This is a genomic window from Paeniglutamicibacter selenitireducens, from assembly GCF_051550675.1.
Classification (GTDB): Bacteria; Actinomycetota; Actinomycetes; order Actinomycetales; family Micrococcaceae; genus Paeniglutamicibacter.
In genome coordinates, this window is record NZ_JBPULF010000001.1 from 727,159 (window position 1) to 752,768 (window position 25,610).

Below are 25,610 nucleotides of genomic sequence, written 5' to 3' on the forward strand. Positions count from 1 at the left end.
GGCGTTCGCAGTGGTCCGTGCAACGCGCGTCGTGTACCTGCGGCTTGCGTCACGGCGCGGCCGGCATCAGGTGAACAGCGGGGCGGTGTATCCGGCGGTGCGCAGCTCCGGATGCCAGAACAGGTTCCGCTCCGGGGCACCCGCGGGCTCGCCGGCGCGCGCCACGACATACGGGATGCCGTCGACCATGCGCAGGGTGATGAGCCCGGAGTGCACCATGAGGTGGTGGTACTGGCAGATGATGCAGCCGTTTCCCACATCCGTCGGCCCGCCTTCCAGCCAGGACCAAACATGGTGGGCCTCGCTGGTGGCCGCGGTGCGATGGCATCCGGAGACGACGCAGCCGCGGTCGCGGATTGCCAAAGCCTTGCGCTGTGCCGAGGTGAAGGAGCGCACCTCCCGGCCCAGGTCAAGAACTTCGCCCGCGGAGCCCAGCACCACCGGCAACAGGCCGCCGCTGCAGGCCAGGGCCCGGACCCTGGCTGCCGGGACCGGCCGTCCGTGGTCTGTCAGTCCCGACTCCTCGAGCTGTCCGAGCAGCGAGCGGTAGCCAATGGTCACGCCCACGCGTACGTTCAGCCCTCCGGACCTGCCCGCTCCCCCGCGGTCCATGACCCCGGCGCAGGCACCGACCACCGCATCCAGCAGCAGCTGCGGGGTGGTTCGCCCGTCTTCCGCGGGGTCTTGGGTACCGGCGTCGAAGGGGCTGTCGACTTGGCTTTCGACGTGCGGATCGGCATTCGGTCCGGTGCGCGGGCCGCCGCCCGGGACGATTCCAGGTTCAGTGTCCGGCTCGTTGCGGAACCCGGTGTCCCTGTCACAGGGCGGCTCCGGCGGGCGGGGTCTCGGGGGCGGGGCGCCGCATTCGAGCTGGCTTACAGGGACCAAGTCGTCCGGAGTGCCCGGGGCGATGGCCCAGGCGGGGATCGGGGTCCCCAGGGGTACGCCGGTGGACCCGGGGACCGGGCTTGCCCAGGGATCCGGCGCCATGCCGGGCTGTGGACCGGGTCCGGGCACGACGGGTTCCGGGTCTGGTGATGCAGGGTCTGGTGATGCGGGATCCGGTGCTGCGCCGGCCACGGTGCCGGGGCCAGACACCGCCCGTGGCGTCGTGGAAGCCGAGCGGGGCGGTGTCTTGGCGGAGCGGGGGTTGCTCCACGCCTCGCCGAAGCTGCGGATCACCTCCGAGTCGATGGGATCGCATCGCAGCAGGAACTCGTCGCAGCCCTCTCGGAAGCCGCGGTAGAACAGGCCGCGCTTGGCCAGGACTTCGGCCTCGGTGATTCCCGATCCCTGCTCCGCCAGGTGGTCCGCCCAGTCCTGGAGGGCCTTGTGGCAGGTTCCGGGGTTGCCGGTGCGGGCCTCCTGCACGAGCGATTCCTCGATCGCGGTCGCGACCTGATCGGCGTCGGGCCGTGGGGCGATGCGCGGGGCCATCGACTCGAGCCGGCCGGCAAGCTGCGCCAGGGTCCCGACGTCGGCACTGCCGTCGGCGGCGGCGCCGGCGAGCACCGGGTAGCTGGGGGTCCCCGTGTCGGGGCCGGACGGGGGTGTTGGGCCGGCCGGGTCCGGGGGCGCGGGGGCGACGAGCAGCCGGGCACCGGTGAGCCGGCGTCGGGCCTCGGCGGCGGAAATATGCAGGTGCGCCTGGAGATAGGCCTGCGTGTTGCGCTGCGGTGCCATGCCGCGACTGAGCACCTCTGCGGGAACATGCGCGGCGCCGCCCGCCAGCTCCTCCGGGTCCCTTGCCAGCCTGTCGATCTGCGATGCCGTCCCCGGGTCTAGCCGGTTGACCTGCGCGGCGTCGGCCTGGAAGGTGGCGCGGAGCTGGCCGAAGGCGATGGCGCGGTGGGCCGCTTCGAGCAGGCCCAGCACCGTGGCGGCGGCCGCGGCGTCGATCGGCAGGGCAGCAACGTCCTCCACGGTGGCGCGCAGCGAGAGCACCGTGCCGGCAAGCTGCCGGCACAGTGACTCCGTGTTGGTTCGGCCCTGGGACCGGACCGCGGCCTGTGCGCTCATGCCCTCAGTGTGCGCCGAACGGCGACGGCGTTTCGGCACCGCCCCACGAGTGTGGAGAACCGCGGACCGGTGCACGGTTCGGCATGCGGGGCTTGCGGAAAACGCCCGTGTAACGCAGCAGGCGCGCCGTTCGCCGATGCCCGGGGACGGGGATCGGCGGACGGCGCGCCATGGTGCCTGTGGGTGACCCGACGGGTCGGCGGCCGGATTGGTCGGCGGCCGGATTGGTCGGCGGCCGGACGTTTCGTGGACCGGGGGCCGGACGGGTCGGGACTGCTAGTAGCGCTTGGCTGCCTGCGGGTGCGAGGCGAGTTCGCGCTCGACCTCGCCGTGGACCTTCTTCTCCATGTAGAAGGACAGCAGCGGGACGACGCCGCCCAGGGCGATGGTGATGAAGCGGCTGAACGGCCAGCGCATCAGCGACCAGAGGCGGAAGTCGGCCAGCAGGTAGACGACGTACATCCAGCCGTGCACGATCAGGATCGCCAGGGAGACGTTGAAGCCCTCGGTGATGTCGGCGCGGTTGACAAGGCCGATGGCGTTGGAGCTGCCGTCGAGCAGGGTGCCGCCGATGAAGAGCTCGAGCTCGGCGAAGTACTTGACGGCCATCTCGAGGCACAGCAGCAGGAGCATCACGCCGGTGGCGTAGGCGAGCACCTTGTAGAACGTCGCGGAGCTGCGGATCTGGGCCGGGGTGCCGGCGAATCGGCGCACTTTGGGGGTGGAGGTCTGCTCGGTCACTTCTGGTCCTTGGTGTCGTTCTGGGTGGTGAGGGTGCCGGGGGTCCCGGCGTGTTCGGCCTCGTCGGCCAGGGCGTTGAGCCGTACCTCGTCGCGGTAGACGGCGGCCGGGTCGAGGCCCGCGGCGATGGCGGCGGCGTCGGCAATGTCTTCCTGCTGGCGCCGGTAGTCGTCGGCCACCAGCCGGTACCAGAGGAAGACGGCGAAGCCGGCGAAGACGACCCATTCGATGCCGTAGAACACGTTCAGCCAGTTGATCTGGCGTTCCTGCGGCTGCGGGCCGACGGTGACCTGGGTCAGCCCGGTGGCCGCCGCCGAGCGGTCGGCGCCGTCGGCACCCGTGACGGGGCCGGCGACCAGGAAGCCGCTGTAGGACGGGACGTCCCAGACGTTGATGAGTTCGGCCACCGAAAGCGAGTCGTAGCTGGCTTGGCCCGGGTCCCGGGCCACCGGGGCCTCCGTGGGCAGCAGTCGGCCGGTCAGCGAGAGCTTGCCCGACGGCGCCGGGGCGGGGGTGGTTTCATCGTGCTGCCAGCCACGGACCACCGGGATGGTGTTGCCCTCCGGCGCGCCGTCGACCCTGAAGGCGGCGACCACCCAGTAGCCAAGCTGCCCGTTCTCCAGGCGGTTGTTCACCAGGACCTGCTTGCCCTCCTGGAAGCTGCCGGTGGCAGTGACCATCTGGTCGGCCTTGTAGGCCATCAGGACCTCGGCCGGCTTGAGGTGGGAGGTCAGCGGGACTGCCTTCTCCGTGGTGGTCACCGGGGGCGGAGCCTCGGTGGCCGAACGGTTGAACTGCCACTGGCTCAGCAGGACAAAGCCCGTGGCAACCAGGAGGGCGCCGACCAGGGACAGGATCCAGCGGGGTTTGAAGGCAGTTTTCAGCACCCTACAACCGTACTTCGGTTGGGTGTTCAAGAGCGAATGGAACTCAATCGGCAGCCCGTTCGTTCACCGCGAGATTCCCCACACCCGCGCGGTGCCGGGGTGCGCGCGGGGACGTGCCGGGTGCGGGCCGCTCTGCCGCAGCGAGCGCGGCACGGGCTTTCCGGCCGGCCCGGTTCAGACCGTCGAGAAGTCGACGGTGGAGTTCACCAGTTCGGCGATGACCTCGGCGTCGTTGGCCCGGTGCAGCGAGGTGCGGAAGGAGTCCTTGGACAGCGAGCGGGCCAGTGCGGCGAGCATCGTCAGGTGCTGCGAGTAGCTTGTCGCGGGGGTGGCCAGCAGCAGCACCACGCGGGCGTCGCCGTCCACGGCGCCGAAGTCGACGCCCTTGCCGTAGGCCACGACGCCCACGGCGATGCTGGTGCCGGAGGTGTGGGCGGAGCGCGCGTGGGCGATGCCGATCCCGCCGGGCAGGCCCGTGGCCAGCTGGTGCTCGCGCCTGTCGACCTCGGCAAGGAACCCCTCGAGGTCGGTGATGCGCCCGGCCTCGAACAGGCGGGCGCCCAGGGCTGCCACGGCTGCCTCGCGGTTTGGCGCATCGAGTTCCAGCACCACCAGGTCGGCGGTGGTGGCGGGCTGCGCCTCGGGCGCCGGGTGCTGCTGCGGGTGCTGCTGCTGGGATGTGGGCATCGGCATCGATTCGGGGGAAGCGGACGGGCAACGGGTGCAACGGGTACATCGTGGGGCAACGGGTGCGGCGGGCGGCCGGAGGGTCGGGTTCCGCGCCGCCGGCCTGACTCGAAGCGTACACGAGGCGGCGCGCGGGGTACGGGAAACGCGAAGGCGACCGCTCCCCCGTGCCCCGCGGTGCGGGAAACGGGGACACGGTCGCCTTCGACGGTGGTGCCGGGCGCTGCGGCCCGGCGCGGGGCTAGTCTGCCTCGTAGGGGGAAACGACGACGTCGACCCGCTGGAATTCCTTCAGGTCCGAGTAGCCGGTGGTGGCCATCGAGCGGCGCAGTGCGCCGATGAGGTTGGAGGTTCCGTTGGTGTGGTGCGACGGGCCGAAGAGCAGCTGCTCCAGCGGCGCGACGGTTCCGACGTTGACCCGGTCACCGCGCGGGTTGTTCTCATGGGTGGCCTCCATGCCCCAGTGCCAGCCGGCACCCGGGGCTTCCTCGGCACGGGCCAGGGCGGTGCCGAGCATCACGGCGTCGGCGCCCATGGCGATGGCCTTGGTGATGTCGCCGCTGGTGCCCAGGCCGCCGTCGGCGATCACGTGCACGTAGCGTCCGCCGGACTCGTCGAGGTAGTCGCGGCGCGCTGCTGCGACGTTGGAGATGGCGGTGGCCATCGGCGCGTGGATGCCCAGCGCGCGGCGCGTGGTGCCCGAGGCGCCGCCGCCGAAGCCGACGAGCACGCCCGCCGCGCCGGTGCGCATCAGGTGCAGGGCCGGGGTGTATCCGGCAGCGCCGCCCACGATGACCGGGACGTCGAGCTCGTAGATGAACTGCTTGAGGTTCAGCGGCTCGTGGTTCTTTGACACGTGCTCGGCCGAGACGGTGGTGCCGCGGATGACGAAGATGTCGACGCCTGCGGCAACGACGGTCTTGTAGTGTTCCTGGGTGCGCTGCGGGGTCAGCGAGCCGGCAACCGTCACGCCGGCGTCGCGGATCTCCGCCAGGCGGGCGGTGATCAGCTCGGGCACGATCGGCGCCGAGTACAGCTCCTGCAGGCGGCGGGTGATGGCCGGGTCGAAGTGGCCGCCGGTGGCCGACTTCAGGGCGGCGATTTCCTCGAGCACCGCGGTCGGGTCCTCGTAGCGGGTCCAGAGGCCCTCGAGGTTCAGCACGCCGAGGCCGCCGAGCTTGCCCAGGGCGATTGCGGTGGCCGGGGACATGACCGAGTCCATCGGGGCGCCGATGATGGGGGTCTCGAACGCGTAGGCGTCGATCTGCCACTTCACCGAGACGTCGTGCGGGTCACGGGTGCGACGGTTGGGAACAATCGCCACGTCGTCAAGGGAGTAGGCCTGGGCTGCGCGCTTGGAGCGGCCGATTTCAATCTCGTAAGTCACCGAACCAGCCTACCAGCCCGGTTGCGCGGCGGGTGTGGGTGTGTCGCCCGCCCCGCCGCGCGGGATCCCGCAGGCTCAGCCCATATCGGCCACGGTGCGCGCCAGCGCTGTGGCGGCGGCCTCCTCGGCCTGGGCGATGACCTCGAGCTGGTCCGCGAGGGTCGCGAAGTGCTCCGTGCGCCGCGCCGGGTCGATCTCCGGGTCGATCAGGTCGGTGAAGACGATCCAGTCCTGGGCCAGGTGCGCGTAGTCGGCGGCGTGTGCGGCCAGCGCCTCGAGGCCCGGCAGCGTGGAGGCCTCGGTGAGGAAGTCCGCGTACAGCCCGCGCAACCCGCCGACGCCGCCGAAGCGCGTGTCGGTGAGGAAGCCGAGGACCTGGCCCAGGCCCGATTCCAGGCGCTCGGGGTCCTCGAAGATCCGCGTCCAGCCCTTCTGCGTGGTGGTGTCGCGCAGGCGTTCGGCCCAGTTGGCCATGCCGGCGACGCCGAAGTTCTTGGCGAAGTGCGCGGGGATGCCCTCCAGCTCGCGGGTGCCAAGCAGCCGCCCGGTGGTCTGGGCGACGGCCTCGCGCACGGCGGCGGCCAGCGCGTCGGCATCCGGCCCGGTGCGGGAGGGGATCCACGCCTGCCAGTGCTTGTCCTTCTTGCGCTTGGCGCGGGCCGCGGCGAGGTCCTCCGGGCTGATCGGGGTCAGCGCGCCGGAGCCGTCGTCGATGAGCAGGTCATCCCCGTGTTCGCCGACGACGACCAGGTCGATGGCGTCGGATTCCTCGACGGCGTCCCCGTCGACCCAGGGCAGTGCGGCGACGGAGGCGCGCACCACCACGGCGCGGCCGGCATCGAGCCCCGCGTCAAGGTAGTCGGCGGCAAGGCGCGCGGACCCGGTGGTGCGTTCGTTGACCTTGGCGCCGCAGCGGGCCAGCAGGTTGGAGGTGTAGGGCTCCGGGTGTGCGCGGGTGACGACGGTGGCGGTGGTCGTCTGCTCGTACGCGAAGGTGAACACCATGAAGCCGATGCCGCCGGCCAGGCCTGCCAGCAGCGCCTCGGACATCGGTTCCTTGGTGAGCGGGTGTGTCACCCCGGACTGGGTGAGCACGCGGTGCCAGAGGGCGGCGTCGTACTGGATGACGTTCGCCGGTGCCGGGTATTCCGGGAGTTCGGCCTCCTCGGCGGCCTGCGCCGCGGCGGCGGCCTCGGCCGCCTCGAGCGCGTTGGCCGGGCGCCCGGGCTTGGCGGAAAGGATGTGCTTGCGGGCGGTGGTGTAGCTTTCACCGGTGCGCGCCATGCGGTCGCGGGTGAGCTTCTTCAGGTTCTTGGGCTGTGCCATGGTGTTGTCCTTCTTGCGTGCGCGCGGGTGCGGGTTTCTCCCGCACGCCAGGGGGCAGCGCCACTGCAACAGTCTACGTGGGTGGTCCGTCCCGTGCGCGACCGGCAGGTTCCCGCACGACGGCCGCGACGCGGGGTCCCGCCGCCGGTGCCAGCGGCCGGTGCTTCCATCCAGTGAGGCCGGCCTAGACGGGCCGGCGGGCAACCAGCAACCGCGGCGCGAGGGCCCCGGACCTCATGGCAGCCACCGCATTGCCGATCCGGCCCGCGGGGTCGCTTCCCAGCAGGATCGGCGCATCCAGCGGTGCGGGGGTCCCGCGTCGGGCGGCGGACTGCTCGGCCATGGCCTTGAGCACCTGGGCGCCGCGGTCGTTGTCCTCGGTGACGATGAACCCCGCGGCCCGCAGCAGGTTCCGGTAGGCCTCGTCCGGCTCCACGTAGGAACCGCGCTCGTCGTCGGCCCAGGGCATCGGGTAGTCCAGCGCGTTGCTGCCCATGAGGTCGTAGATCACGAAGGTCCCCCCGGGCCGCAGCAGCCGGTGCACCTCGGTGAAGACCGATGCCTTGTCCGCGATGTTCATCCCCACGTGGATCATGGTCGCGGCGTCGAACGTGCCGGCGGGAAGCCCCGTGTCCTGAGCCGGGGCCTCGACCATGGTGATGGAACCTGCCAGGCCACATGCGGCGTCAAGTTCCCGGGCCAGCAGCACGAACTCGTGGGTGACATCGACCCCTGTCACCACCGCGCCGAGCCGTGCGAAGGCCCGCGCCGGTCCCCCGATGCCGCTGCCGACATCCAGCACCCGCGTGCCCAGCCCAATGCCCGCGGCGCTTGCGACGTCCAGGGTGGCGGCCCTGCCCCCGCTGTGGAAGTGGTCGGCCTCCCCCAAGTCCTCGGGCTGCAACACCTCCGGTTCCTTCCCGGCGGCCCGCAGCGCGGCGTGCAGCCGTTCGCGCAGGTCACCGGTGGTGTAACGGCTGATGGACTGCTCGGTGTCGCTCATCGCCAACTCCTTGACCAGACGGGCCCGGTTCCCGCGCGGCGCGGCGTCGTCAACCCGTCATTTGACCCCATGATAGGCCTTGGCACCGTCCCAGTCACCGGTGGCCGGCACCCCTGCCCGGACACGGCCGAGGGCCCCTTTCGTCCCTGGCGGGAGGAAAGGGGCCCTCGGTCGGCGGACGCGTTTAGCGCGAACGGTAGTTCGGCGCCTCGACGGTCATCATGATGTCGTGCGGGTGCGATTCCTTCAGGCCGGCGGCCGTGATGCGAACGAACTTGCCGCGGTTCTTCAGTTCCTCGATGGTGTGGCCACCGACGTAGAACATGGTCTGGCGCAGGCCGCCGACCAGCTGGTGTGCCACGGCGGAGAGCGGGCCGCGGTACGGGACCTGGCCTTCGATGCCCTCGGGGATCAGCTTCTCGTTGGAAGGCACATCCGACTGGAAGTAGCGGTCCTTGGAGTAGGAGGTGTTCTTGCCGCGTGTTTCCATGGCGCCCAGGGAGCCCATGCCGCGGTAGGCCTTGAACTGCTTGCCGTTCATGAACACCAGGTCGCCCGGGGATTCGGCGGTGCCGGCGAGCAGCGAACCGAGCATCACGGAGTCGGCGCCTGCAACCAGGGCCTTGCCGATGTCGCCCGAGTGCTGCAGGCCGCCGTCGGCGATGACCGGCACACCGGCCGGAATGGCAGCCTTGGCTGCCTCGTAGATCGCGGTGACCTGCGGCACGCCGACGCCTGCGACGATGCGGGTGGTGCAGATGGAGCCCGGGCCCACGCCGACCTTGATGGCGTCCGCACCTGCGTCGATCAGTGCCTGGGCGCCCTCGCGGGTCGCCGCCTGGCCGCCGATGACGTCAACGTGTGCCGCGGCCGGGTCCTTCTTCAGGCGGGCGATCATGTCCAGCACGCCCTGGGAGTGGCCGTTGGCGGTGTCGACAACCAGCACATCCACGCCGGCGTCGATCAGGGACATGGCGCGGTCGTAGCCCTCGCCGAAGAAGCCGACGGCTGCGCCGACGCGCAGGCGGCCGTCCTCGTCCTTGGTGGCCAGCGGGTACTGCTCGGCCTTGTCGAAGTCCTTGACCGTGATCAGGCCCTGCAGCACGTCGTGCTCGTCGACCAGCGGAAGCTTTTCGATGCGGTGCTTGCCGAGCAGCGCGATGACTTCCTCGCGGCTGACGCCCACCTTGGCGGTGATCAGCGGCATGGCCGTCATGACTTCGTAGACCTTGGTGGTCATGAAGTTCTCGCGCGGCACAAAGCGGGTGTCGCGGTTGGTGATGATGCCCAGCAGCTTGCGGTTCTCATCCACGACCGGCAGGCCGGAGACCCGGTAGTGGGCGCACAGGTCGTCCCATTCGGCGAGGGTTGCACCCGGGTTCACGGTGACCGGGTCGGTGATCATGCCCGACTCGCTGCGCTTGACCTGGTCCACGTGCTTGACCTGGTCCTCGATGGAGAGGTTGCGGTGGATGATGCCGATGCCGCCCTGGCGGGCCAGCGCGATGGCCATCGGGGCCTCAGTGACGGTGTCCATCGCCGCGGAAATCAACGGAATGTTGATGTTGATTCGCTTGGTCAGGCGCGTGGTTGTATCCGCCTCGGAAGGAATCACATCCGTCGGGCCGGGAAGCAGCAAGACATCGTCGTAGGTGAGGCCTTCAAAGGCAAAGGGGTTGAACTCAGTCACGGTGGACCTTTCACGCCGGTGCGGGGATTCCTTACATCCTAGAACGGTTCAGGGCCGCGCAACATTCCCTTGGGAGCAGGTGTGGTGAACACAACGTTTTCGCCCGACGGACCCGCGTGCCAGAAACCGGATTCCGACGTGCCCGGCGAGCGCGGTCAGGGGCTGTGGTTAAGCATTTTCGGGCCCATCCTTGCGGACGAAATCGACCACCACTTGCCAGAGGGCCACCATCTCGTTCGGAATCAGCGCCGCGGCAAGAACGCCAACGGCAACCAGCCAGGCAAGGACCATGGGCAGTGCATCCAAGGCCTTGTCCATCGCCCCGGGTTCTTCGGCGATCTCGGCGGGAATCAGTCGTTCAGGGTCCGTCGGATCGACCACCACGGCGATCTGATCCCCCGGCTCGTGGGAACCGGCGTCCCGCAGTGAGTACGCCAACTCGACCATTGCCGTCTCGTGGCGCACAAAGGGATTCTTCCCGTCGTCCGTGTAATCCAACAGTGTCACCTGCACCGTGGTTCCGTAGTTGACGATCTGCCGGTCCCGGCCGAGGTGCTCGTTCATGCTCAGGTTCAGTGCAAGGAACCCCAGGGACAGGGCGATGACGCAGGCGCTCATGATGGGGCCGCGAAAGCGGACATCGGTGTCGATGAACGCGGTCCACCACTGCACCAGTGCTGCCTTCTTCGATTCCCACCATTTTTCCATGCGGTCAACCGGCGAGCGCGGCCCTTCCCTGCGTGCCCGGCCCGGGGCGCCATCGGCCAAAGTGGTGGGGCGCCTGGGCTTCGTAACTGCGGGCCTGTCGTCCAGCAGGAGCACACGGTAGCAGATCAAGAAGACCATCAAGCCAAAAAACGCGCCGAAGGCGATGCCGAGCCAGGTTTCGAATGCTCCGTACTCCTGCCATTCCTGCCCGGGGGCCACCACCAAGACACGTTCGGGGCTTTCCGGGTCTTGGACCACCGCAACAGTGGTGCCGACGGGAAATGAAGAATCCAAGTGGCAGGAGGTCTCTGCATCGATCGTTTCCCCGTGCAGCTCGATGCTCATGCTGCACTCTTGGGGGTCCTCAGCGAGCAGCGTCCCCTGTTCGGCGTTCTGGGTCCGCACGATCGCCACGTCTCGAGCGTGCATGCGGATTAGCTCGTTGGCAATTGCCACGGGTATGAAAAACATCAGGCACATGAGTGCCCCGGAAATCACCCAGCGCAATGGACGGCGGATGCGCCACAACCGGCCTTGGATGCGTTTCATGAATGCATGAACGCAGTTCCGCACTGCCAGCAACGCCAAAACGCACCAGACAACGCAAGCCAGGAACCCATCGATGAACGATCTCCACCATCCGCTGCCGGATATCGCACCGTCTTCGCTGTGTTTGCCCAAAAGGTCGCGTCTCTCGCTCCGACCGGCTTGTGCCGGGTCCATTCAAGGTGGCCGCATTCAGGGTATGGGTCGCTCGGTGTCCTTCGTCATTGTGACGTCGGCGAGTCTGTCGGCGGTTTCAAGCCCCTCGCCACCTGTGCCTTCGCGCATCGCAGGCCTCGGGGCGGCCGGACCGTCGAAGCGGGCTTTCCGAGCGGATCCCCCGTTCCGGTGGATCGGCTCTCATTACCCCCTCGGGAATCCCGAAGGTCAGTGGCGGGGCTTGGGCCGTCCCCGTCGCAGGAACATGTCGAATGCCTTCCCCACGGCAGCAAGCTCGCGAGGAATGAGCATCCACCCGAGGAACCCGACGACTGCGCTCCAGAGGAAGATCATCGGCGCATTGTCCAATACCATCCCCCACAGGCCCCGAGAGTCCGCCAGCTCTGCCGGGATCAGCCGTTCGGTAAAAGCAGGGTCTTCGACCACAGGGACCGTCTCCCCGATGTTGCGGAAGACTTCCCACCGCAGGCCATGGTCGAGCTCAACGGCTTGCGTGCCGAAGCGAACCACCGGGTTCATTCCCTTGTCGCCGAAATCGATCAGCGTGGTGTTCACGATTGGTTGGGTCTTGGCCAAGGTCCGGTCGTGGACAAGGTCTGCATGCATGCCGGCTCCCAGGACCATGATCGCCCCTGTCACGACAATGACCAGCGCACCGAGGATCGTTCCGCGGATCCGGACGTCCATGTCGACGAAGTTGATCCAGCCCTTGCCTGCTGCTTCCTTCCTGGACTCCCAGGATTCCCCGAAGCGATCCACTGCCGCGGACACTACGGTGGCTTGGTAGGTGGCCGCCAAGCCGTCCGCGGGGTCCGCGGCCTGTTGGCCCAGCGGAGACTCGGGCCTGTCGGGCTGCAGCAGTATGAGGTAGCCGACCCACACAACCAGGAGCGCAACCACCGAAGAAGCAACGATGCCGAACCAGATGTCGTCGGAATTTGCCTCGTGCCAGTCCTGCCCCGGTGAGACCACCAGTAGTCGTCCGGAGTCTTCCGGATCCAGGACCACGGAGACCTTCGTTCCCGTGGGGAATGAAGAGCCGGTGTTGCACGAGGTTTCGGCGCCTACGCGCTGCCCGTGGAGGTCGATCTCCATCCGGCAAGCCGCATAGTCTTCCTCGACGAGAACACCTTCCTCTGCGGCTTGCGTGGTGATGATGACGAAATCCCGTTTGTTGCCTTCCGCCGTGGCCGCGACAATCAGGCCGCCGAGGACGAGGGCGAGGATTCCCAAGGCCCCGCAGATGAGCCAGCGCCGCGAACGCCTGCTCCCCTGCACCCGGTCTGCTGCGTCCGAAAAGTAGTCCCAGATCGGCTCGAACAGGTTCCTGTACCACCAGGAGAGGAATGCCAGAAGGGCACGTTCGAAGGGACCGGAGTCGTTGTTGTCGGGACGGAATGCTTCTCCGCGGTGCCTGCCGATCTTCAGCACCTGCCCTGGTTGCTGTGGATTGATGCCGCAACATCGGATTCGGTCATGGGCGACGGGCTCCTTGAAACGCTGTGGCGGCAATGCCATCGCGTTGCATCGTCCGGCGCTTTTCCTCCCACGCCTCGAGCTCGGGTCCGAGAAGCACCGCCGAGACCACGGCGGCCAAGAGCGCCGCTGCCACGCCGGTTGAAACTGCCGTAACAACCCAATCGCTTGCGGTGTCGTCCCGGTCTCCGGGCGCGCCCACGGCAACAACGTGGTTATTGTCCGTAGGGTTCACCACAACCGTGATCATGTTTCCCACCGAAAGGTCGCGGGCATCGAACACCCCGTGCCCAAGACGAACGGGCTTCCCGTCGATGTCGACGTCGAGCGGCGGACCGCTCGTGGGAGCGAACCAGTCGGAGCTTCGATTGACCACTTGAACTTCGCGCGTCGGGACCGTACGCACGAGGTGGGTATCCTCGGCCGTGTGGGTGGCCGAGTCTTCGGCGGCCCACCAAACAGTGAGCGCGGCCACGAGGACAACGGTTGCGACGATCCCCCGGCGAGCGCTGCGGGACCAGGAATGCATCCGCAGACGGATGCGCCCACCCAGGGTCCGGCGAGCCGGTTTTCTGCGCGAGGCCTTCTGCCGACGCAACCGCTCGGCGGTGCGCCGGTCATCGCGCAGCTTGGCGCCTTCCTTGCGCTGTGCGCGGGTCACCTTCGGCTTGGCCACGAACGTGTCCTTCTTGAATCTGGGGGCGGTGGTTGCAAAGCCAACGGCAGATGCCCTTGACAGGTTACCCAAGATCCCGCGGGTCAGGCCCTGACGAAGACGGAGCTGGCGTTGGCGGAGTCCATTCCCGTCTGGCTGACGGCCTGGATCATGTACCAGTAGCGTTTGCCGCGTACCACCCCGGTGTCGGTCCAGCTCTGGGAGGTCGCCGACCGGGAAACGACCTTGCGCAGGTTCCGCCCGGTCGCCTGGATGTTGGGAATCGTGGCACCGGTGGATTCCCAGCGCCAGATGGCGATGTGGCGGGTCCTTTCCCCCGAGGTGGAAGACTTCCAGCTGAGCTTCACCCCTGCTGCCGAACGGACGGCCGAAGTGATCACCGGGGTGTTGGGCCGCGTGGCCCGCAGGTTCGGCAACGGCACGGGCAGCGCCGGACGGGTGTAGTGGGCTGCGGCAAGGGTGCCCATGGCGTTCAAGGTATTCGCGCGCACCGAAGTGGCGTTGTAGAAGGCCTGGCCGCGCACCGCCGGCACCGACCGGGTCTTGGTCAGGTGGTCGCTCAGCTCGTTTTTGTCGTTCCAGGCCCCGCCGGCCCCAACCCTGTAGGTGGCTTCCCCGATCATGAGCTTCACCGGGGTCCCGGCAACCTGTTTGGCCCACCAATCGACCAGGACGTTGTAGTCCGCGACGGTGAATCCCTGGTTCCAGTAGAGCTGCGGCAGGATGTAGTCCACCCAGCTGTTCCTCACCCAGGCCCGCGAATCCGCATACAACGAGGTGCATGCCTCGAACCCGTTGGTGGCAGATCCGAGGGTGCTGGAAGAGCGGTTGCGCCAGATGCCGAAAGGCGAGATCCCGAAGGCGACGCGCGGCTTGACGGCGTGGACGGCCCGGTGCACGTCCCGGACGAAAACGTTGACGTTGTTGCGCCGCCAATCTGCCACCGAGGTGAACGACCCCTTGTAGGTCTTGTAGGTAGCGGTGTCCGGGATGCTCTTCCCCGGGACCGGGTAGGGGTAGAAGTAGTCGTCGAAATGGATGCCGTCCACGTCGTAGCGCTTCACCAGGTCCTTGATGACCGAGACGATGTAGCTGCGGACGGCCGGGATCCCCGGGTTGTAGTAGCGCTTGCCACCATAGGTGAAGGTCCACGCCGGGTTCTTCCGGGCCGGGTGCGTGGACACCAGCGCGTTCAGGGACGTGCCCATGGAGACCCGGTACGGGTTGATCCAGGCGTGCAAGGCCAGCGCCCGCTTGTGTGCTTCTTCCACGGCGTAGGCCAACGGGTCGTAGCCGGGGTCCCTGCCCTGGGTGCCGGTGAGGTAGCTCGACCAGGGCTCGCCGAGGTTTGAGACCCACATCCTGTCGGCAGTCGGTCGTACCTGCAGCAGCACGGTGTTGAGCCGTCGCTTCACCGCCAGGTCCAACAGCGCGCGCAACTCCGCCTTCTGCGTTGCGACGGGCAGGCCGGGCTTCGAGGGCCAGTCGACGTTCAGCACGCTGGCCACCCACATCCCGCGGAACTCGGCGCGCGGGTACTTGGTGTTCAGCTTGGTGTTGCGCTTGGAGACCGTGTAGACCCGCCCCGGGGTTGCGGCGGCGCTCGCCGGGGACGCGGTGCCCGCCAGCGGCAGGCCAAGGGCCCCGCCGACCAGCGCGGCGGCGAGGAATCCGCGCCGGTCGCAGCCCGGCCGTGCGTCCTGCTCTGCCCGGAGCCCCGGCGTGTCTTGTTCCTCGACGTACATGGCGCGTCTCCACTTCGGTTGCTGCCCGCCCCGGGGAAGCCGCGGGGTGCCATGGGCCCAGCTTAGGTAGGCAGCCGGGCCGGCGAAAGACTCAACACGTCACAAGTCGCCCGTGACCTCCAATGTTTCTCGTCGTTTGTTTCTAGTCGTTCGGGTCCATGGCCGCGAGGAAGCGCCGCTCGAACTCCGCCCCGGCGCTGCGCGCATACACCCCTGTCAGGTGCGACTGGTCCAGGTAGACCAGGACGTTGCCGATCACCGGCCGGCAGGTGCCCCCGGGGCAGAGCAGGTCGGTGAGGTCCATGGTCGAGAAGTTCTCCCCCAGCGTTCCGCCCGCGGCGAGCTCCTCCAGCGGGGAGTCCGCGGCCAGCAGCTCGGATTCCGGTGCGGCGCATTTCTCCGAGTCGGCACCGAACCTGTCAACGCATTCGGGCGGGGAGAGCTCGAAGCGCGGGGTGTCGCGCATCCCGACGACGGGGATGCCGGCCTCAAGGAAGGGGCGGATGCCTGCCTCGTAGTCGGGGACCACGCGTTCCTGCTCGCCGGGGGTGCGGCTTTCCTCGTCGGGCCCCAGGGCCGTGAAGGAGGCGACGGTGATCACCGCATCGGGCTTGTGCCCGAGCACGTAGTCGGCGGCTGCCTCGTTGAAGGCGCCGCATTCCTCCCCGCGGGTCTCCGAGGGGCCACCGAAACGGCAGGAGGGCTTGGTCAGCAGGATCCAGCGCCAACCCCGGTGCTGCGCCATGACATCCACGGCCCCGCTCCAGTGCTGCGCGTGCGAGTCGCCCACGAGCATGATGGTCTTCGTGGCGTCGGAGTCACCGCCCTGCTGGCAGTACTCGATCGCCGCGGATTCCGGTGCCCACGGCCCGGAGCAGTCCTCCCCGTAGTTCGACCACTGTTCATCCAGCGTGGTGGTCACCGGGATCATGACGGCCTGCGGATCGGGGTCCGGGACGTCACCGGGACGCAGGGCCGCGGCGCCGGGGTTGTCGTAGGGAACCTGTGCGGCGGCCCGGCTTTCCTCGGCGCTGACCCGGTGTTCCCACCCGTTCAGCGGGACGAGCACCAGGGCGACGAGAGCGGCAATTCCCAGCCCGGCGCGCCGGCGCTTGGCCGAAAGCCAGCTCCAGGAGCGCAGCGGCGATTCGACGAGCCGCGTGGTGGCCCAGGCCAGCAGCCCGGCCAGCAGCATCAGTCCGAGCCCCTCCCCCAGGGAGACCTCCCGCTTGCCCGACTCGACAAGGAAGAACACCAGCACGGGCCAGTGCCAGAGGTAGAGCGCGTAGGAGATGTTGCCCAGCCAGCCGAGGGCCGGCAGCGAGAGCAGGCGCCCAACGCCCCATGTGCTGGCCGGCGCCGCGATGACGGCGGCCGCTGCCAGCGTCGGCCACAGCGCCAGGTAGCCGGGGAACTGCCGGTCCACCTGCAGCAGCATGCCGCAGGAGAGGATCCCTGCCAGCCCCGCCCAGCCCAGCGGAACCCCCACCCGGCGCGGCATCCGCGCCAGCTGCGGGAGCCCGAGGGCCAGCAGGGATCCGAGGGCGAATTCCCAGAGCCGTGCGGCGGTGTCGAAGTAGGCCCATTCCTGCCGGCTCGCCGTCGTGGCGATCGAGTAGGCAAGCGACGCGGCGAAGACGGCGCCGAACAGCCCGGCCATCAGGGGCCGGAAACCCAGGGCCGGGAAGCGCTGCCGCAGGCCGTGCCACAGCAGTGCCCCGCCGGCCAGCAGCAGCGGCCAGAGGATGAAGACCTGGCCCTGGATGGACAGGGACCAGAAGTGCTGCAGCGGGCTGGCCGTGGCGTGGTCTGCGGCGTAGTAGTCGACGGAGTCGCGGGCCAGCTGCCAGTTCTGCTGGTAGAACAGGCTGGCGGTGGTCTGCTGCATGATCGAGCTCCACCGCGCCTTGGGCAGCAGTGCCATGCTTGCGGCGATCACGGCCAGCAGCACCAGGACCGCGGCGGGGAGCAGCCTGCGGAAGACGTTGAGCCAGTAGGATGCCAGCGCCAGCGGCCGCCCGGCCTCGATGCGCCGCGTGAAGGAGCCGGTGAGGAAGAAGGCGGAGAGCATCAGGAACACGTCGACGCCGCCGGAGACGCGGCCGAACCAGACGTGGTAGGCCATGACCAGGACGACGGCCAGTGCACGCAGGCCCTGGAGCTCGGGCCGGAAGGCGGCGGTGATTCCGGAAAGTGCGCGGTTTCCGGGTGCGGCGGGCCGCATGGCTGGGTCCGGCGTTGGCTGCGCTGCCGGGGCCGGGGCAGGTGGGGAATACAGGGGGTACATCCTGGGGAGTCGGCTGCATCGTGCCGGGTCCGGAACGGTGGACCCGAGCCACCCACGATAGCAAACCGGGGTTTTGCCATCGACTGGCGCTGCTCCCGACCCGGCAGACAGCACGGCATTCGGCCCGGCTCCCCGTCGGCGCCGTGCCCCTGGGAGCTGCTGATGCCGGGGCAAGGCACGCCGGATGCAGGAATGCCGCCGGTTCCCGGGTCCCGCGCTGGGCGGGGTCCGGGAACCGGCGGCATCCGGGCCGCTGGAGCGCTGGCTACAAGCTAGTGCTTGTGGCCCGCGTGCTCGTCGTCGTCCTCGGTCGGCTTTTCGGCCACGAGGGTTTCGGTGGTGAGCACCAGGGCTGCGATCGATGCCGCGTTGCGCAGCGCCGAACGGGTGACCTTGACCGGGTCGATGACGCCGGCGTTGATCAGGTTCTCGTACTCGCCGCTCAGGGCGTTGAAGCCCTCGTTGGCTGCGGATTCGGAAACCTTGGAGATCACGACGAAGCCGTCGAAACCGGCGTTCTGGGCGATCCAGCGCAGCGGCTGGACCAGGGCGCGGCGCACGATGTCCACGCCGGCCAGCGCGTCGCCGGTCAGTGCGAGCACTGCGGCGTCGCTGTCCAGCACGGCCAGGGCGTCGACCAGTGCGGTGCCGCCACCTGCCACGATGCCCTCTTCAAGGGCGGCGCGGGTCGAGGACACTGCGTCCTCGATGCGGTGCTTGCGTTCCTTCAGCTCGACCTCGGTGGCTGCGCCGACCTTGATCACGCCGATGCCGCCGGCCAGCTTGGCCAGGCGCTCGGAAAGCTTTTCGCGGTCCCACTCGGAATCGGTGCGGGTCAGTTCGGCCTTCAGCTGCGACACGCGGTCGGCAACGTCCTCTGCCGTGCCGGCGCCGTCGACGATGGTCGTCGAGTCCTTGGTGATGGTGATGCGGCGGGCCGAACCCAGCACCTCGAGGCCCACGGTGTCCAGGGACAGGCCCAGGTCCGGGGAAACGACCTGCGCGCCGGTGATGATCGCGATGTCCTGCAGCATGGCCTTGCGGCGGTCGCCGAAGCCCGGGGCCTTGACGGCCACGGCGTTCAGGGTGCCGCGGATCTTGTTCACCACGAGGGTGGAGAGGGCTTCGCCCTCGATGTCCTCGGCGATGATGAACAGCGGCTTGCCGGCGGCCAGCGCCTTTTCCAGCAGTGGCAGGAACTCTGCAACGGTGGAGATCTTGCCGGAGTTGACAAGGATCAGTGCGTCCTCGAGGACGGCTTCCTGGCGCTCGGCGTCGGTGACGAACTGCGGGGACAGGTAGCCCTTGTCGAACTGCATGCCCTCGGTGACCACCAGTTCGGTGGCGGTGGTCGAGGATTCCTCGATGGTGATGACGCCGTCGGTGCCCACGGTGTCGAAGGCCTGGGCGAGCAGCTCGCCAATTTCCTCGCTCTGCGCGGAGATGGCCGCGACGTTGGCAACCTGCTTGCCCTCGACCGGAACGGAGTTCTCGGCCAGGCGTGCGGCGACTGCCTCGACGGCGGTTTCGATGCCGCGCTTGAGGGACAGCGGATCTGCCCCGGCCGCGACGTTGCGCAGGCCTTCCTTGACCAGCGCCTGGGCCAGCACGGTGGCGGTGGTGGTGCCGTCGCCTGCTACGTCGTTGGTCTTGGTGGCCACTTCCTTGGCCAGCTGCGCGCCAAGGTTCTCGTAGGCGTCCTCGAGTTCGACCTCGCGTGCGATGGTCACGCCATCGTTGGTGATGGTCGGTGCGCCCCAGGCCTTGGCCAGGACGACGTTGCGGCCGCGCGGGCCGAGGGTCACCTTGACGGTGTTTGCGAGCTTGTCGATGCCCGCTTCGAGGGCGCGTCGCGCCTCTTCGTTGAAAGCTAGCTGCTTTGCCATGCGTTACTCCTATTGGGCTGCGTGAAGCCCCGGCCAGTGGACCGGGGCTTCATGCGAGGGGAACTACTTGACGACGATGGCCAGGACGTCGCGTGCCGAGAGCACCAGGTACTCCGCACCGCCGACCTTGACTTCGGTTCCGCCGTACTTGGAGTAGATGACGACATCGCCTTCGGCTACGTCGACGGGGACGCGGTTGCCGTTGTCATCGACGCGGCCCGGTCCTACTGCTACGACCTTGCCTTCCTGCGGCTTTTCCTTGGCGGAATCCGGGATGACAAGGCCGGAAGCAGTGGTGGTTTCTGCTTCGAGCGGCTGGACGACAATGCGGTCCTCGAGGGGCTTGATGGAGACGGACATCGTCTCTCCTTTGCGTGGGTTACCAATGGTTTACGGGCCGTTGGGGCGATACCAACCGTCGTCGCGGTGCCAGCTGGCAGATTTACCTCAGGCTTTACGGCGTTCGTTGGGTCAACGACCGCCACCCATGACTCTAGGCAAGCATTAGCACTCGGTCAAGGCGAGTGCTAATTTCGGGGACTTTTACGCGCTGGGCGCAGGAGGCTGCGCCTGCCCGGGCGCGGCGGCAAAGAGCGTCCGCAGGCGTGCCTCTGCGCCCTCGTCGAGCGCGGCGGCGGCTTCCTTGTTGACCTCGGTGACTGCGGCAACCATCTCCGCCCGCTGGATCTTCACGCCACGGGGTGCGTCGAAACCGATCTTGACGGAGTCCCCGCGCACGTCAAGGACCGTCACCACGATGTCCTCGCCGATCAGGACCTGTTCTCCGACTTTCCGGGTAAGTACCAGCACGGCTCAATCATATCCCAGGAGCCGCGTCGGACAGGGCCTGCACGGGGGTCGGCGCGGTGACGTCGAAGACGGGGAAACCCAAGTCCAGAACGGATTCCGGGCTCAGTGTCTCGTTGCCGTGCAGGGCTACCACCGCGTAGACGCGGCCGCGTGCGCAGACCTGTTCGACCCAGGCCGCGGTGTCCTCCGCCTTGCGCCCGGCATCGACGGCGACCCACAGCTGGTCGGGCCGCAAGGCCTCCAGCAGCTCCAGCTGGTCCGCCAGGGGCTGCAGCGGGTTCAGCGCGACGGAGACGACGAGCGGTTCGCGGGACTCCACGGCCGCCGCGCGCGCAGCCATGACGTCCCGCCGGTCCTTCAGGGGCCGTTGGCCCGGGGACCCGGCGTCGAACTTGGCGGCAAGCTCCCCGGCCGGGCGCCGCAGCGCCGACTCGGGGCCGAGCTGCGCCCCTGCCACCACGCCGTCGCCCCACAGGCCGATGACCGCCACGAGGTCCCCCGGGCCATCCAGCGGCGAAGGCAGGATGTTGCAGTGCGAGGTCGCCGCGGACCCGCCGCCTGCCGTGGCAGGGGGAAGCGGGTCCGACGGGAGCGGAACAGGGGCAGCACGGGTGCCCGTCGGCGGCTCGAAGGCGAAGCTCTCCCCGTCGAGCAGGCGCATGAACTCGGCCGCGCCGCCCGGGCCTCCCGGCGAAGTCCCCGGCGCGGCGGCCGACACCGGGGAATCGCCGTTGGCGGAGTTCCGCCGGGCGCCTCCCGGCGCCGCCAGGAATTCCTCCTGCGCGTCAGCAAGTTCAAGCAGTGCTGCCATCGCCGCGGACCCCGCAGACGACGCAAGCGCTGAAGCCTTCGCGGGTTCTTCGGCAGGACGTTCGGCGGGCCCCTGGGCCAGGCCCTTGGCCAGACCCTTGGCGCGTTCCTTGGTCGATTCCTTGGCGGGTCTTTTGCCGGGCCCCTTGGCGGAAACCGATGCGGAAGCCGCGGCAGGTCCCTCGGCGGACCGGGGTGCGCCGGGGACCGGGGCGGCGGCCCGCAGCGCCGCGGCACGTTGGCCGGCGCGGCGCAGCACCGCCGGGGACGGCGGGAGTGCAGCCTCGTCGTCGGGCACCTCGATGACGGCCTCGATGTACTTCCGGGCCATGAATTTCCCGATGCCGCCCTGGCTCACGCGCTCGGCGGAGGCGATCCGGGCGGTGGGCCCGAACTCGAGCTCCATGCGTTCCCGGAGCTCCGCCAGGGTCTCGGCCTCAAGCCGATAGTGCGTCGGCACCGCGCACCACCCCCACCGTCTCGATGTCGGCACCGCCGGCCGTTGCCTCCTGGTAGGACAGCACGGCCAGGCCGCCGGACTGGCCGCCGACCAGGCGGCGCACCGCGGGGCGCAGCGCCGGTGCGCACACCAGCACCGCGGAAAGCCCGCTGTTCTCCAGCTGCCCGGTGATGTCCTTGACGGAGGCCAGCACGGTCTCCAGCCGGCGGGAGTCGAGCATGATCTGGCTGCCCAGTTCCGAGGGGCGCAGGCCCTCCAGCATCGACTGCTCGAGCGCCGGGTCGATCATGATGACCCGCAGCGTGTTGCCCTCCAGGTGCGTCGCCGCGATGGCCGGACCCAGGGCGCCGCGCGCTGCCTCGATGAGCCCTTCCGGGTCGGTGCTGGCCTTGGCCCGCAGCGACAGGGATTCGTAGATGCGCTGCAGGTCGTTGATCGGCACGCCCTCGGCGAGCAGGCCCTGCAGCACGCGCTGCACCTCGGCCAGGGACAGCAGCGTGGGCACCAGTTCCTCCACGGCGGAGGGGCTGACCTCCCGCACCGAATCGGTGAGCACCCGCACGTCCTCGCGGGTGAGCAGGCGCGGGGCGTGGGCGTGCACGATCGAGGAGAGGTGGGTGACGATCACCGAGACCCTGTCGATGGTGGTGGCCCCGGCCATCTCCGCGTTGTGCCGCAGCTCCGCCGGGACCCACTTGCCGGCCAGCCCGAAGACCGGCTCCACCACGGTGGCACCGGGCAGCGAATCCAGGTTCTCGCCCAGGGCCAGGATCTTCCCGCGCGGGGCCGTGCCGCGCCCGGCCTCCACCCCGGCGATCCGGACCACGTAGGTGGCCGGCGGCAAGTCAACGGAGTCGCGCGTGCGCACCGGGGGCAGCACCAGGCCCAGTTCCATGGCCACGCGGCGGCGCAGCGCGCGCACCCGGGCCAGCAGGTCGTCCCCTCCCCCGTTGACGACGTCCACCAGGTCCGGTGCCAGCTGGATCTCCAGGGCGTGCACCCGCATCTTCTCGATCAGGTCCTCGGTGGTTTCCTTGGGCGGCACGGCCGCCTCGTTCTGCGCCTGCACCGCGGCCAGCGCGGCGTCCTTGGCCTTCTGCGCCTTGATGCGCTGTGCGGCGAAGACCAGCAGCCCGCCGATCAACACGAACGGCAGCTTGGGCATGCCCGGCACCAGCGCCAGGGCTATCGCGGCGGCGCCGGCGATCAGCAGCGCGGTGCGCGACTGCGCCAGCTGCGTGGAGGCGGTGGAGCCCATGTCGGTTTCGGCGTTGGAGCGCGTGACGATCATGCCCGTGGACACCGCCATGAGCAGCGCCGGGATCTGCGTGGCAAGGCCGTCGCCGATGGTCAGCAGCGCATAGGTGTTCAGCGCCTCGCCGACGTCCATGCCGCGCTGCACCATGCCGATCGCGATGCCGCCGACCAGGTTGATGACGATGATGATGACGCCGGCGATCGCGTCGCCCTTGACGAACTTCGAGGCACCGTCCATCGCCCCGTAGAAGTCGGCCTCCGCGGCCACCTCGGCGCGCCGCTCGCGGGCCTGCGAGTCGGTGATCAGCCCGGCGTTGAGGTCCGCGTCGATCGCCATCTGCTTGCCCGGCATGGCGTCGAGGGTGAATCGGGCCCCGACCTCGGCGACACGCTCGGCACCCTTGGTGACCACCACGAACTGGATGACCACAAGGATCAGGAAGATCACGCAGCCGATGATCAGCGAGCCGCCGACGGCGATGTGCCCGAACGCAGCGATCACCTCGCCGGCGTAGCCGTTGCCCAGCACCAGGCGGGTGGAGGCGACGTTCAGGCCCAGGCGCAGCAGCGTGGCCACCAGCAGCATCGAGGGGAAGACGGAGAAGTCCAGCGGCCGCTTGGCGAACATGGTGGTCAGCAGGATGACAAGGGCCAGCAGGATGGAGACGGCGATGAGCCCGTCGAGCACCGCGGCGGGGATCGGCACCACCAGCAGCATGATGATGCCCACGACGCCCAGGGGGACGGCGATCTTTGAGAAATTCGCGAATTTCATGGGGTTCGTTCCTTAGGGGCGGGACGGAGGCTGGTCGGGGGGTGCGGCAGGCGGCGGGCCGGGCCGGCGGGATGCCTCGCCCGGCGGGGATGCGCCGGTGGGCGGTGGCGAGGACCCCGGCGAGGACCGCTGCGCTGCCGGAGGCCCGGGCACGGTGTGCACCCCGGCGGCGTTTCCCCGCGCCTTGAGCGTCATCACGAACGCCAGCACGCGGGCCACCTCGTTGTAGGTGTCCGGCGGGATCTCGTCCCCGATCTCGCACACCGCATGCAGGTTGCGGGCCAGCGGCACGTCCTTGACCATCGGCACCCGGTGCGTTCCGGCTTCCTCGCGGATGCGCGCCGCGATGGTGCCCGCGCCCTTGGCCACCAGCTTCGGGGCGGACTTCCCCGGCTCGTACTTCAGGGCCACCGCCACGTGGACGGGGTTCACGATCACCACGTCGGAATCGGCGATGGCGGCCATCATGCGGTTGCGGCTCATGGCCATCTGGCGCGAGCGGCGTTGGGACTTGATCAGCGGGTCGCCGTCGGAGCGCTTGTTCTCGTCGGTGACTTCCTTGCGGGTCATCCGCGTGTGCTTGCGGTTCCGGCGCATCACCACCAGGACGTCGAGCGCCGCCAGCACCAGCCCGGCCACCACGGAGGCGCGGATCAGCGACGCCGCGCCATCGGCCCCGGCGCCCAGCAGCGAGGAGATGGGCAGCGAACCGGACTGCAGCAGCAGCGGCATCAGCGAGGACACCACGGCCCAGAGCACCAGGGCGATCACCAGGACCTTCAGCAGCGCCTTCACGCCCTGCCACAACGCCTGCAGGCCGAACACGCGGGCGAACCCGCTGACCGGGTTCAGGTTCGACGGGTCGATCCGGAACTTCTTGAACCTGATGCCGCCCTGCAGGGCCGCGGTGGCCAGGATGACCAGCAGCACAGCGGCGAACATCGGGGCCAGGGTCCCCGGCAGCGAGGACAGGCCCAGGTCAAGGACCTGGAGCGCGCCCTGCTCATGCGGGTTGGCGATGACCGATTCGATGGCGGTGAACTGGCCGCGCCCGGCCTCCTCGGCCAGCCCGACAAGCCCCGGGATCATCAACGCCGCCGCGGCAATGCCCAGCCACGCGGTGAGGTCCTGCGAGCGGGTCGTCTTGCCCTTGGAGCGCACCTCCTTCATGCGCTCGGGAGTGGCCTTCTCGGTGCGTTCCCCGGAGTCCTGGCTCATGCCCCCAACACCCCGCCGACGGCCTTCAGGGCGGAGCGCACCAGCGCGGCAACCACGGAGGGCAGCAGCACGAACACCGTTCCGGCCAGCGCGAGCGTGAGGAAGATCTTCAGCGGGAAGCCCATGGCGAAGGCGTTCAGCGCGGGTGCGGCGCGGGTGAGCAGGCCCAGGCCGATGTCCGCGAGCACCAGCACCACCAGCAGCGGCCCGGCGATCTGGATCGCCGAGACGAACATCTGCCCCGCGGAGTGCACAAGGTTCTCCGCCACGGCGTCCAGCCCGATCCCGCCGCCCAGCGGGACGGCGTCGAAGGAACGGAACAGCCCGGCGAGCACCAGCTGGTAGCCGTCGGAGGAGACCAGCAGGGCCAGCGCGGCCCAGTGGAAGTAGCGGGAGAACTGCGCTCCGTTGACCATCGACTGCGGGTCGAAGCCCTGCGCCATGGCGAAGCCGCCGAAGAGGTCGATCAGCCCGCCGGCGCTCTGCACCGCGGCGAAGAGCAGCATCACCAGGAAGCCGAGCGCTGCCCCGGTGAGCAGTTCAAGCACCACCGCGGCAAGGAACGGCCCGGTCTCCTGCGGCTGGTAGCCGGCGCCCAGCCGCGGGGTCACGGCCAGGGCCAGGCCCACCGCGAGCATCCCCTTGATGCGCACCGGGATGGCGTTGTGGGAGAAGGGCGGGGCGATGACGATGAATGCGGTCATGCGCACTGCCGCCAGCAGCATCGCCTCCAGGGTACCCAGCGGCAGCACCGCCTGCATCTCAGCCGCCCCCCAGCAGGGCCGGGATCTTCTCGAAGAGTTCGTGCGTGAAGAGCACCATTTCGGAGATCATCCAGTGCCCGCAGACCAGCAGGGCTATCGCCACTGCCGCGGCCTTGGGCACGAAGGAGAGCGTGACCTCCTGGATCTGCGTCATCGACTGGAAGAGCGAGATCGCGAAGCCGACCACCAGCGAGGTGACAAGCACCGGGGCCGAGAGCTTGGCCGCGACCACCAGGCCGGAAAGCCCGATGTCCAGCACCGCGTTGGGATCCACC

General features: G+C 69.1%; 21 protein-coding genes. All 21 read right to left on the reverse strand.

Annotated elements, in window-relative coordinates; genetic code table 11:
- Positions 1 to 66: 66 nt before the first annotated feature.
- Positions 67 to 2,019: an HNH endonuclease signature motif containing protein gene (locus ACSYDW_RS03295; protein ID WP_438337260.1), complete on the reverse strand. Its 1,953-nt coding sequence runs from the start codon at positions 2,017 to 2,019 to the stop codon at positions 67 to 69.
- 276 nt (positions 2,020 to 2,295) lie between these two features.
- On the reverse strand, positions 2,296 to 2,760 hold the full coding sequence (locus tag ACSYDW_RS03300) for a DUF3817 domain-containing protein (protein WP_438337261.1): 465 nt from the start codon (positions 2,758 to 2,760) through the stop codon (positions 2,296 to 2,298).
- A complete protein-coding gene (locus ACSYDW_RS03305; protein ID WP_438337262.1) occupies positions 2,757 to 3,647 on the reverse strand; it encodes an SURF1 family protein in 891 nt (296 codons plus the stop codon). Before ACSYDW_RS03305 ends, ACSYDW_RS03300 begins: the two co-directional genes overlap by 4 nt.
- Positions 3,648 to 3,821: 174 nt before the next feature.
- Positions 3,822 to 4,334: a PTS sugar transporter subunit IIA gene (locus ACSYDW_RS03310; RefSeq protein ID WP_438337263.1), complete on the reverse strand. Its 513-nt coding sequence runs from the start codon at positions 4,332 to 4,334 to the stop codon at positions 3,822 to 3,824.
- Positions 4,335 to 4,575: 241 nt separating this feature from the next.
- A complete protein-coding gene (locus ACSYDW_RS03315) occupies positions 4,576 to 5,721 on the reverse strand; it encodes a GuaB3 family IMP dehydrogenase-related protein (RefSeq protein ID WP_438337264.1) in 1,146 nt (381 codons plus the stop codon).
- 75 nt (positions 5,722 to 5,796) lie between these two features.
- The gene (locus ACSYDW_RS03320) at positions 5,797 to 7,047 is read right to left on the reverse strand and encodes a BtrH N-terminal domain-containing protein (protein ID WP_438337265.1); all 1,251 of its coding nucleotides are present in this window, start codon (positions 7,045 to 7,047) and stop codon (positions 5,797 to 5,799) included.
- 184 nt (positions 7,048 to 7,231) lie between these two features.
- On the reverse strand, positions 7,232 to 8,050 hold the full coding sequence (locus ACSYDW_RS03325) for a class I SAM-dependent methyltransferase (protein WP_438337266.1): 819 nt from the start codon (positions 8,048 to 8,050) through the stop codon (positions 7,232 to 7,234).
- Positions 8,051 to 8,234: 184 nt separating this feature from the next.
- The gene (gene guaB / locus ACSYDW_RS03330) at positions 8,235 to 9,740 is read right to left on the reverse strand and encodes an IMP dehydrogenase (protein WP_438337267.1); all 1,506 of its coding nucleotides are present in this window, start codon (positions 9,738 to 9,740) and stop codon (positions 8,235 to 8,237) included.
- A gap of 168 nt (positions 9,741 to 9,908) precedes the next feature.
- Entirely contained in the window at positions 9,909 to 11,129 is a 1,221-nt protein-coding gene (locus ACSYDW_RS03335; protein WP_438337268.1) for a hypothetical protein, read from the reverse strand.
- A gap of 249 nt (positions 11,130 to 11,378) precedes the next feature.
- Positions 11,379 to 12,602, reverse strand: coding sequence for a hypothetical protein (locus tag ACSYDW_RS03340; RefSeq protein WP_438337269.1), 1,224 nt, complete (start codon positions 12,600 to 12,602; stop codon positions 11,379 to 11,381).
- A gap of 43 nt (positions 12,603 to 12,645) precedes the next feature.
- Positions 12,646 to 13,323 (reverse strand): hypothetical protein, encoded by a 678-nt coding sequence (locus ACSYDW_RS03345; RefSeq protein ID WP_438337270.1) that lies wholly within the window; start codon positions 13,321 to 13,323, stop codon positions 12,646 to 12,648.
- Positions 13,324 to 13,406: 83 nt separating this feature from the next.
- Positions 13,407 to 15,068, reverse strand: a complete 1,662-nt coding sequence (locus ACSYDW_RS03350) for a glycoside hydrolase family 10-like protein (protein ID WP_438337271.1) — start codon at positions 15,066 to 15,068, stop codon at positions 13,407 to 13,409.
- A 142-nt stretch (positions 15,069 to 15,210) separates the two neighbouring features.
- Positions 15,211 to 17,292, reverse strand: coding sequence for an acyltransferase family protein (locus ACSYDW_RS03355; protein WP_438337272.1), 2,082 nt, complete (start codon positions 17,290 to 17,292; stop codon positions 15,211 to 15,213).
- Between the two features lie 335 nt (positions 17,293 to 17,627).
- Entirely contained in the window at positions 17,628 to 19,241 is a 1,614-nt protein-coding gene (gene groL, locus ACSYDW_RS03360) for a chaperonin GroEL (RefSeq protein ID WP_438337273.1), read from the reverse strand.
- 63 nt (positions 19,242 to 19,304) lie between these two features.
- Positions 19,305 to 19,601: a co-chaperone GroES gene (gene groES, locus ACSYDW_RS03365; protein ID WP_071213005.1), complete on the reverse strand. Its 297-nt coding sequence runs from the start codon at positions 19,599 to 19,601 to the stop codon at positions 19,305 to 19,307.
- 183 nt (positions 19,602 to 19,784) lie between these two features.
- On the reverse strand, positions 19,785 to 20,051 hold the full coding sequence (csrA, locus tag ACSYDW_RS03370) for a carbon storage regulator CsrA (protein ID WP_438337274.1): 267 nt from the start codon (positions 20,049 to 20,051) through the stop codon (positions 19,785 to 19,787).
- Between the two features lie 7 nt (positions 20,052 to 20,058).
- Positions 20,059 to 21,321, reverse strand: a complete 1,263-nt coding sequence (locus tag ACSYDW_RS03375; RefSeq protein WP_438337275.1) for a hypothetical protein — start codon at positions 21,319 to 21,321, stop codon at positions 20,059 to 20,061.
- Positions 21,299 to 23,353, reverse strand: coding sequence for a flagellar biosynthesis protein FlhA (locus ACSYDW_RS03380; RefSeq protein WP_438337276.1), 2,055 nt, complete (start codon positions 23,351 to 23,353; stop codon positions 21,299 to 21,301). The genes ACSYDW_RS03375 and ACSYDW_RS03380 overlap by 23 nt, the downstream gene beginning before the upstream one ends.
- A 12-nt stretch (positions 23,354 to 23,365) precedes the next feature.
- Complete coding sequence (locus ACSYDW_RS03385) at positions 23,366 to 24,571, reverse strand: EscU/YscU/HrcU family type III secretion system export apparatus switch protein (protein ID WP_438337277.1); 1,206 nt, start codon at positions 24,569 to 24,571, stop codon at positions 23,366 to 23,368.
- The gene (locus tag ACSYDW_RS03390; RefSeq protein ID WP_438337278.1) at positions 24,568 to 25,332 is read right to left on the reverse strand and encodes a flagellar biosynthetic protein FliR; all 765 of its coding nucleotides are present in this window, start codon (positions 25,330 to 25,332) and stop codon (positions 24,568 to 24,570) included. Before ACSYDW_RS03390 ends, ACSYDW_RS03385 begins: the two co-directional genes overlap by 4 nt.
- A 1-nt stretch (position 25,333) precedes the next feature.
- Complete coding sequence (fliQ, locus tag ACSYDW_RS03395; RefSeq protein WP_438337279.1) at positions 25,334 to 25,609, reverse strand: flagellar biosynthesis protein FliQ; 276 nt, start codon at positions 25,607 to 25,609, stop codon at positions 25,334 to 25,336.
- Between the last annotated feature and the right edge of the window lies 1 nt (position 25,610).

Coding starts and splice junctions, on each gene's coding strand:
- ACSYDW_RS03295 (WP_438337260.1), bottom strand. CDS start 2,019: ATGAGCGCACAGGCCGCGGTCCGGTCCCAGGGCCGAACCAACACGGAG.
- ACSYDW_RS03310 (WP_438337263.1), bottom strand. CDS start 4,334: ATGCCCACATCCCAGCAGCAGCACCCGCAGCAGCACCCGGCGCCCGAG.
- ACSYDW_RS03320 (WP_438337265.1), bottom strand. CDS start 7,047: ATGGCACAGCCCAAGAACCTGAAGAAGCTCACCCGCGACCGCATGGCG.
- ACSYDW_RS03325 (WP_438337266.1), bottom strand. CDS start 8,050: ATGAGCGACACCGAGCAGTCCATCAGCCGTTACACCACCGGTGACCTG.
- ACSYDW_RS03350 (WP_438337271.1), bottom strand. CDS start 15,068: ATGTACGTCGAGGAACAAGACACGCCGGGGCTCCGGGCAGAGCAGGAC.
- ACSYDW_RS03355 (WP_438337272.1), bottom strand. CDS start 17,292: ATGCGGCCCGCCGCACCCGGAAACCGCGCACTTTCCGGAATCACCGCC.
- groL (WP_438337273.1), bottom strand. CDS start 19,241: ATGGCAAAGCAGCTAGCTTTCAACGAAGAGGCGCGACGCGCCCTCGAA.
- groES (WP_071213005.1), bottom strand. CDS start 19,601: ATGTCCGTCTCCATCAAGCCCCTCGAGGACCGCATTGTCGTCCAGCCG.
- ACSYDW_RS03380 (WP_438337276.1), bottom strand. CDS start 23,353: ATGAAATTCGCGAATTTCTCAAAGATCGCCGTCCCCCTGGGCGTCGTG.
- ACSYDW_RS03385 (WP_438337277.1), bottom strand. CDS start 24,571: ATGAGCCAGGACTCCGGGGAACGCACCGAGAAGGCCACTCCCGAGCGC.
- ACSYDW_RS03390 (WP_438337278.1), bottom strand. CDS start 25,332: ATGCAGGCGGTGCTGCCGCTGGGTACCCTGGAGGCGATGCTGCTGGCG.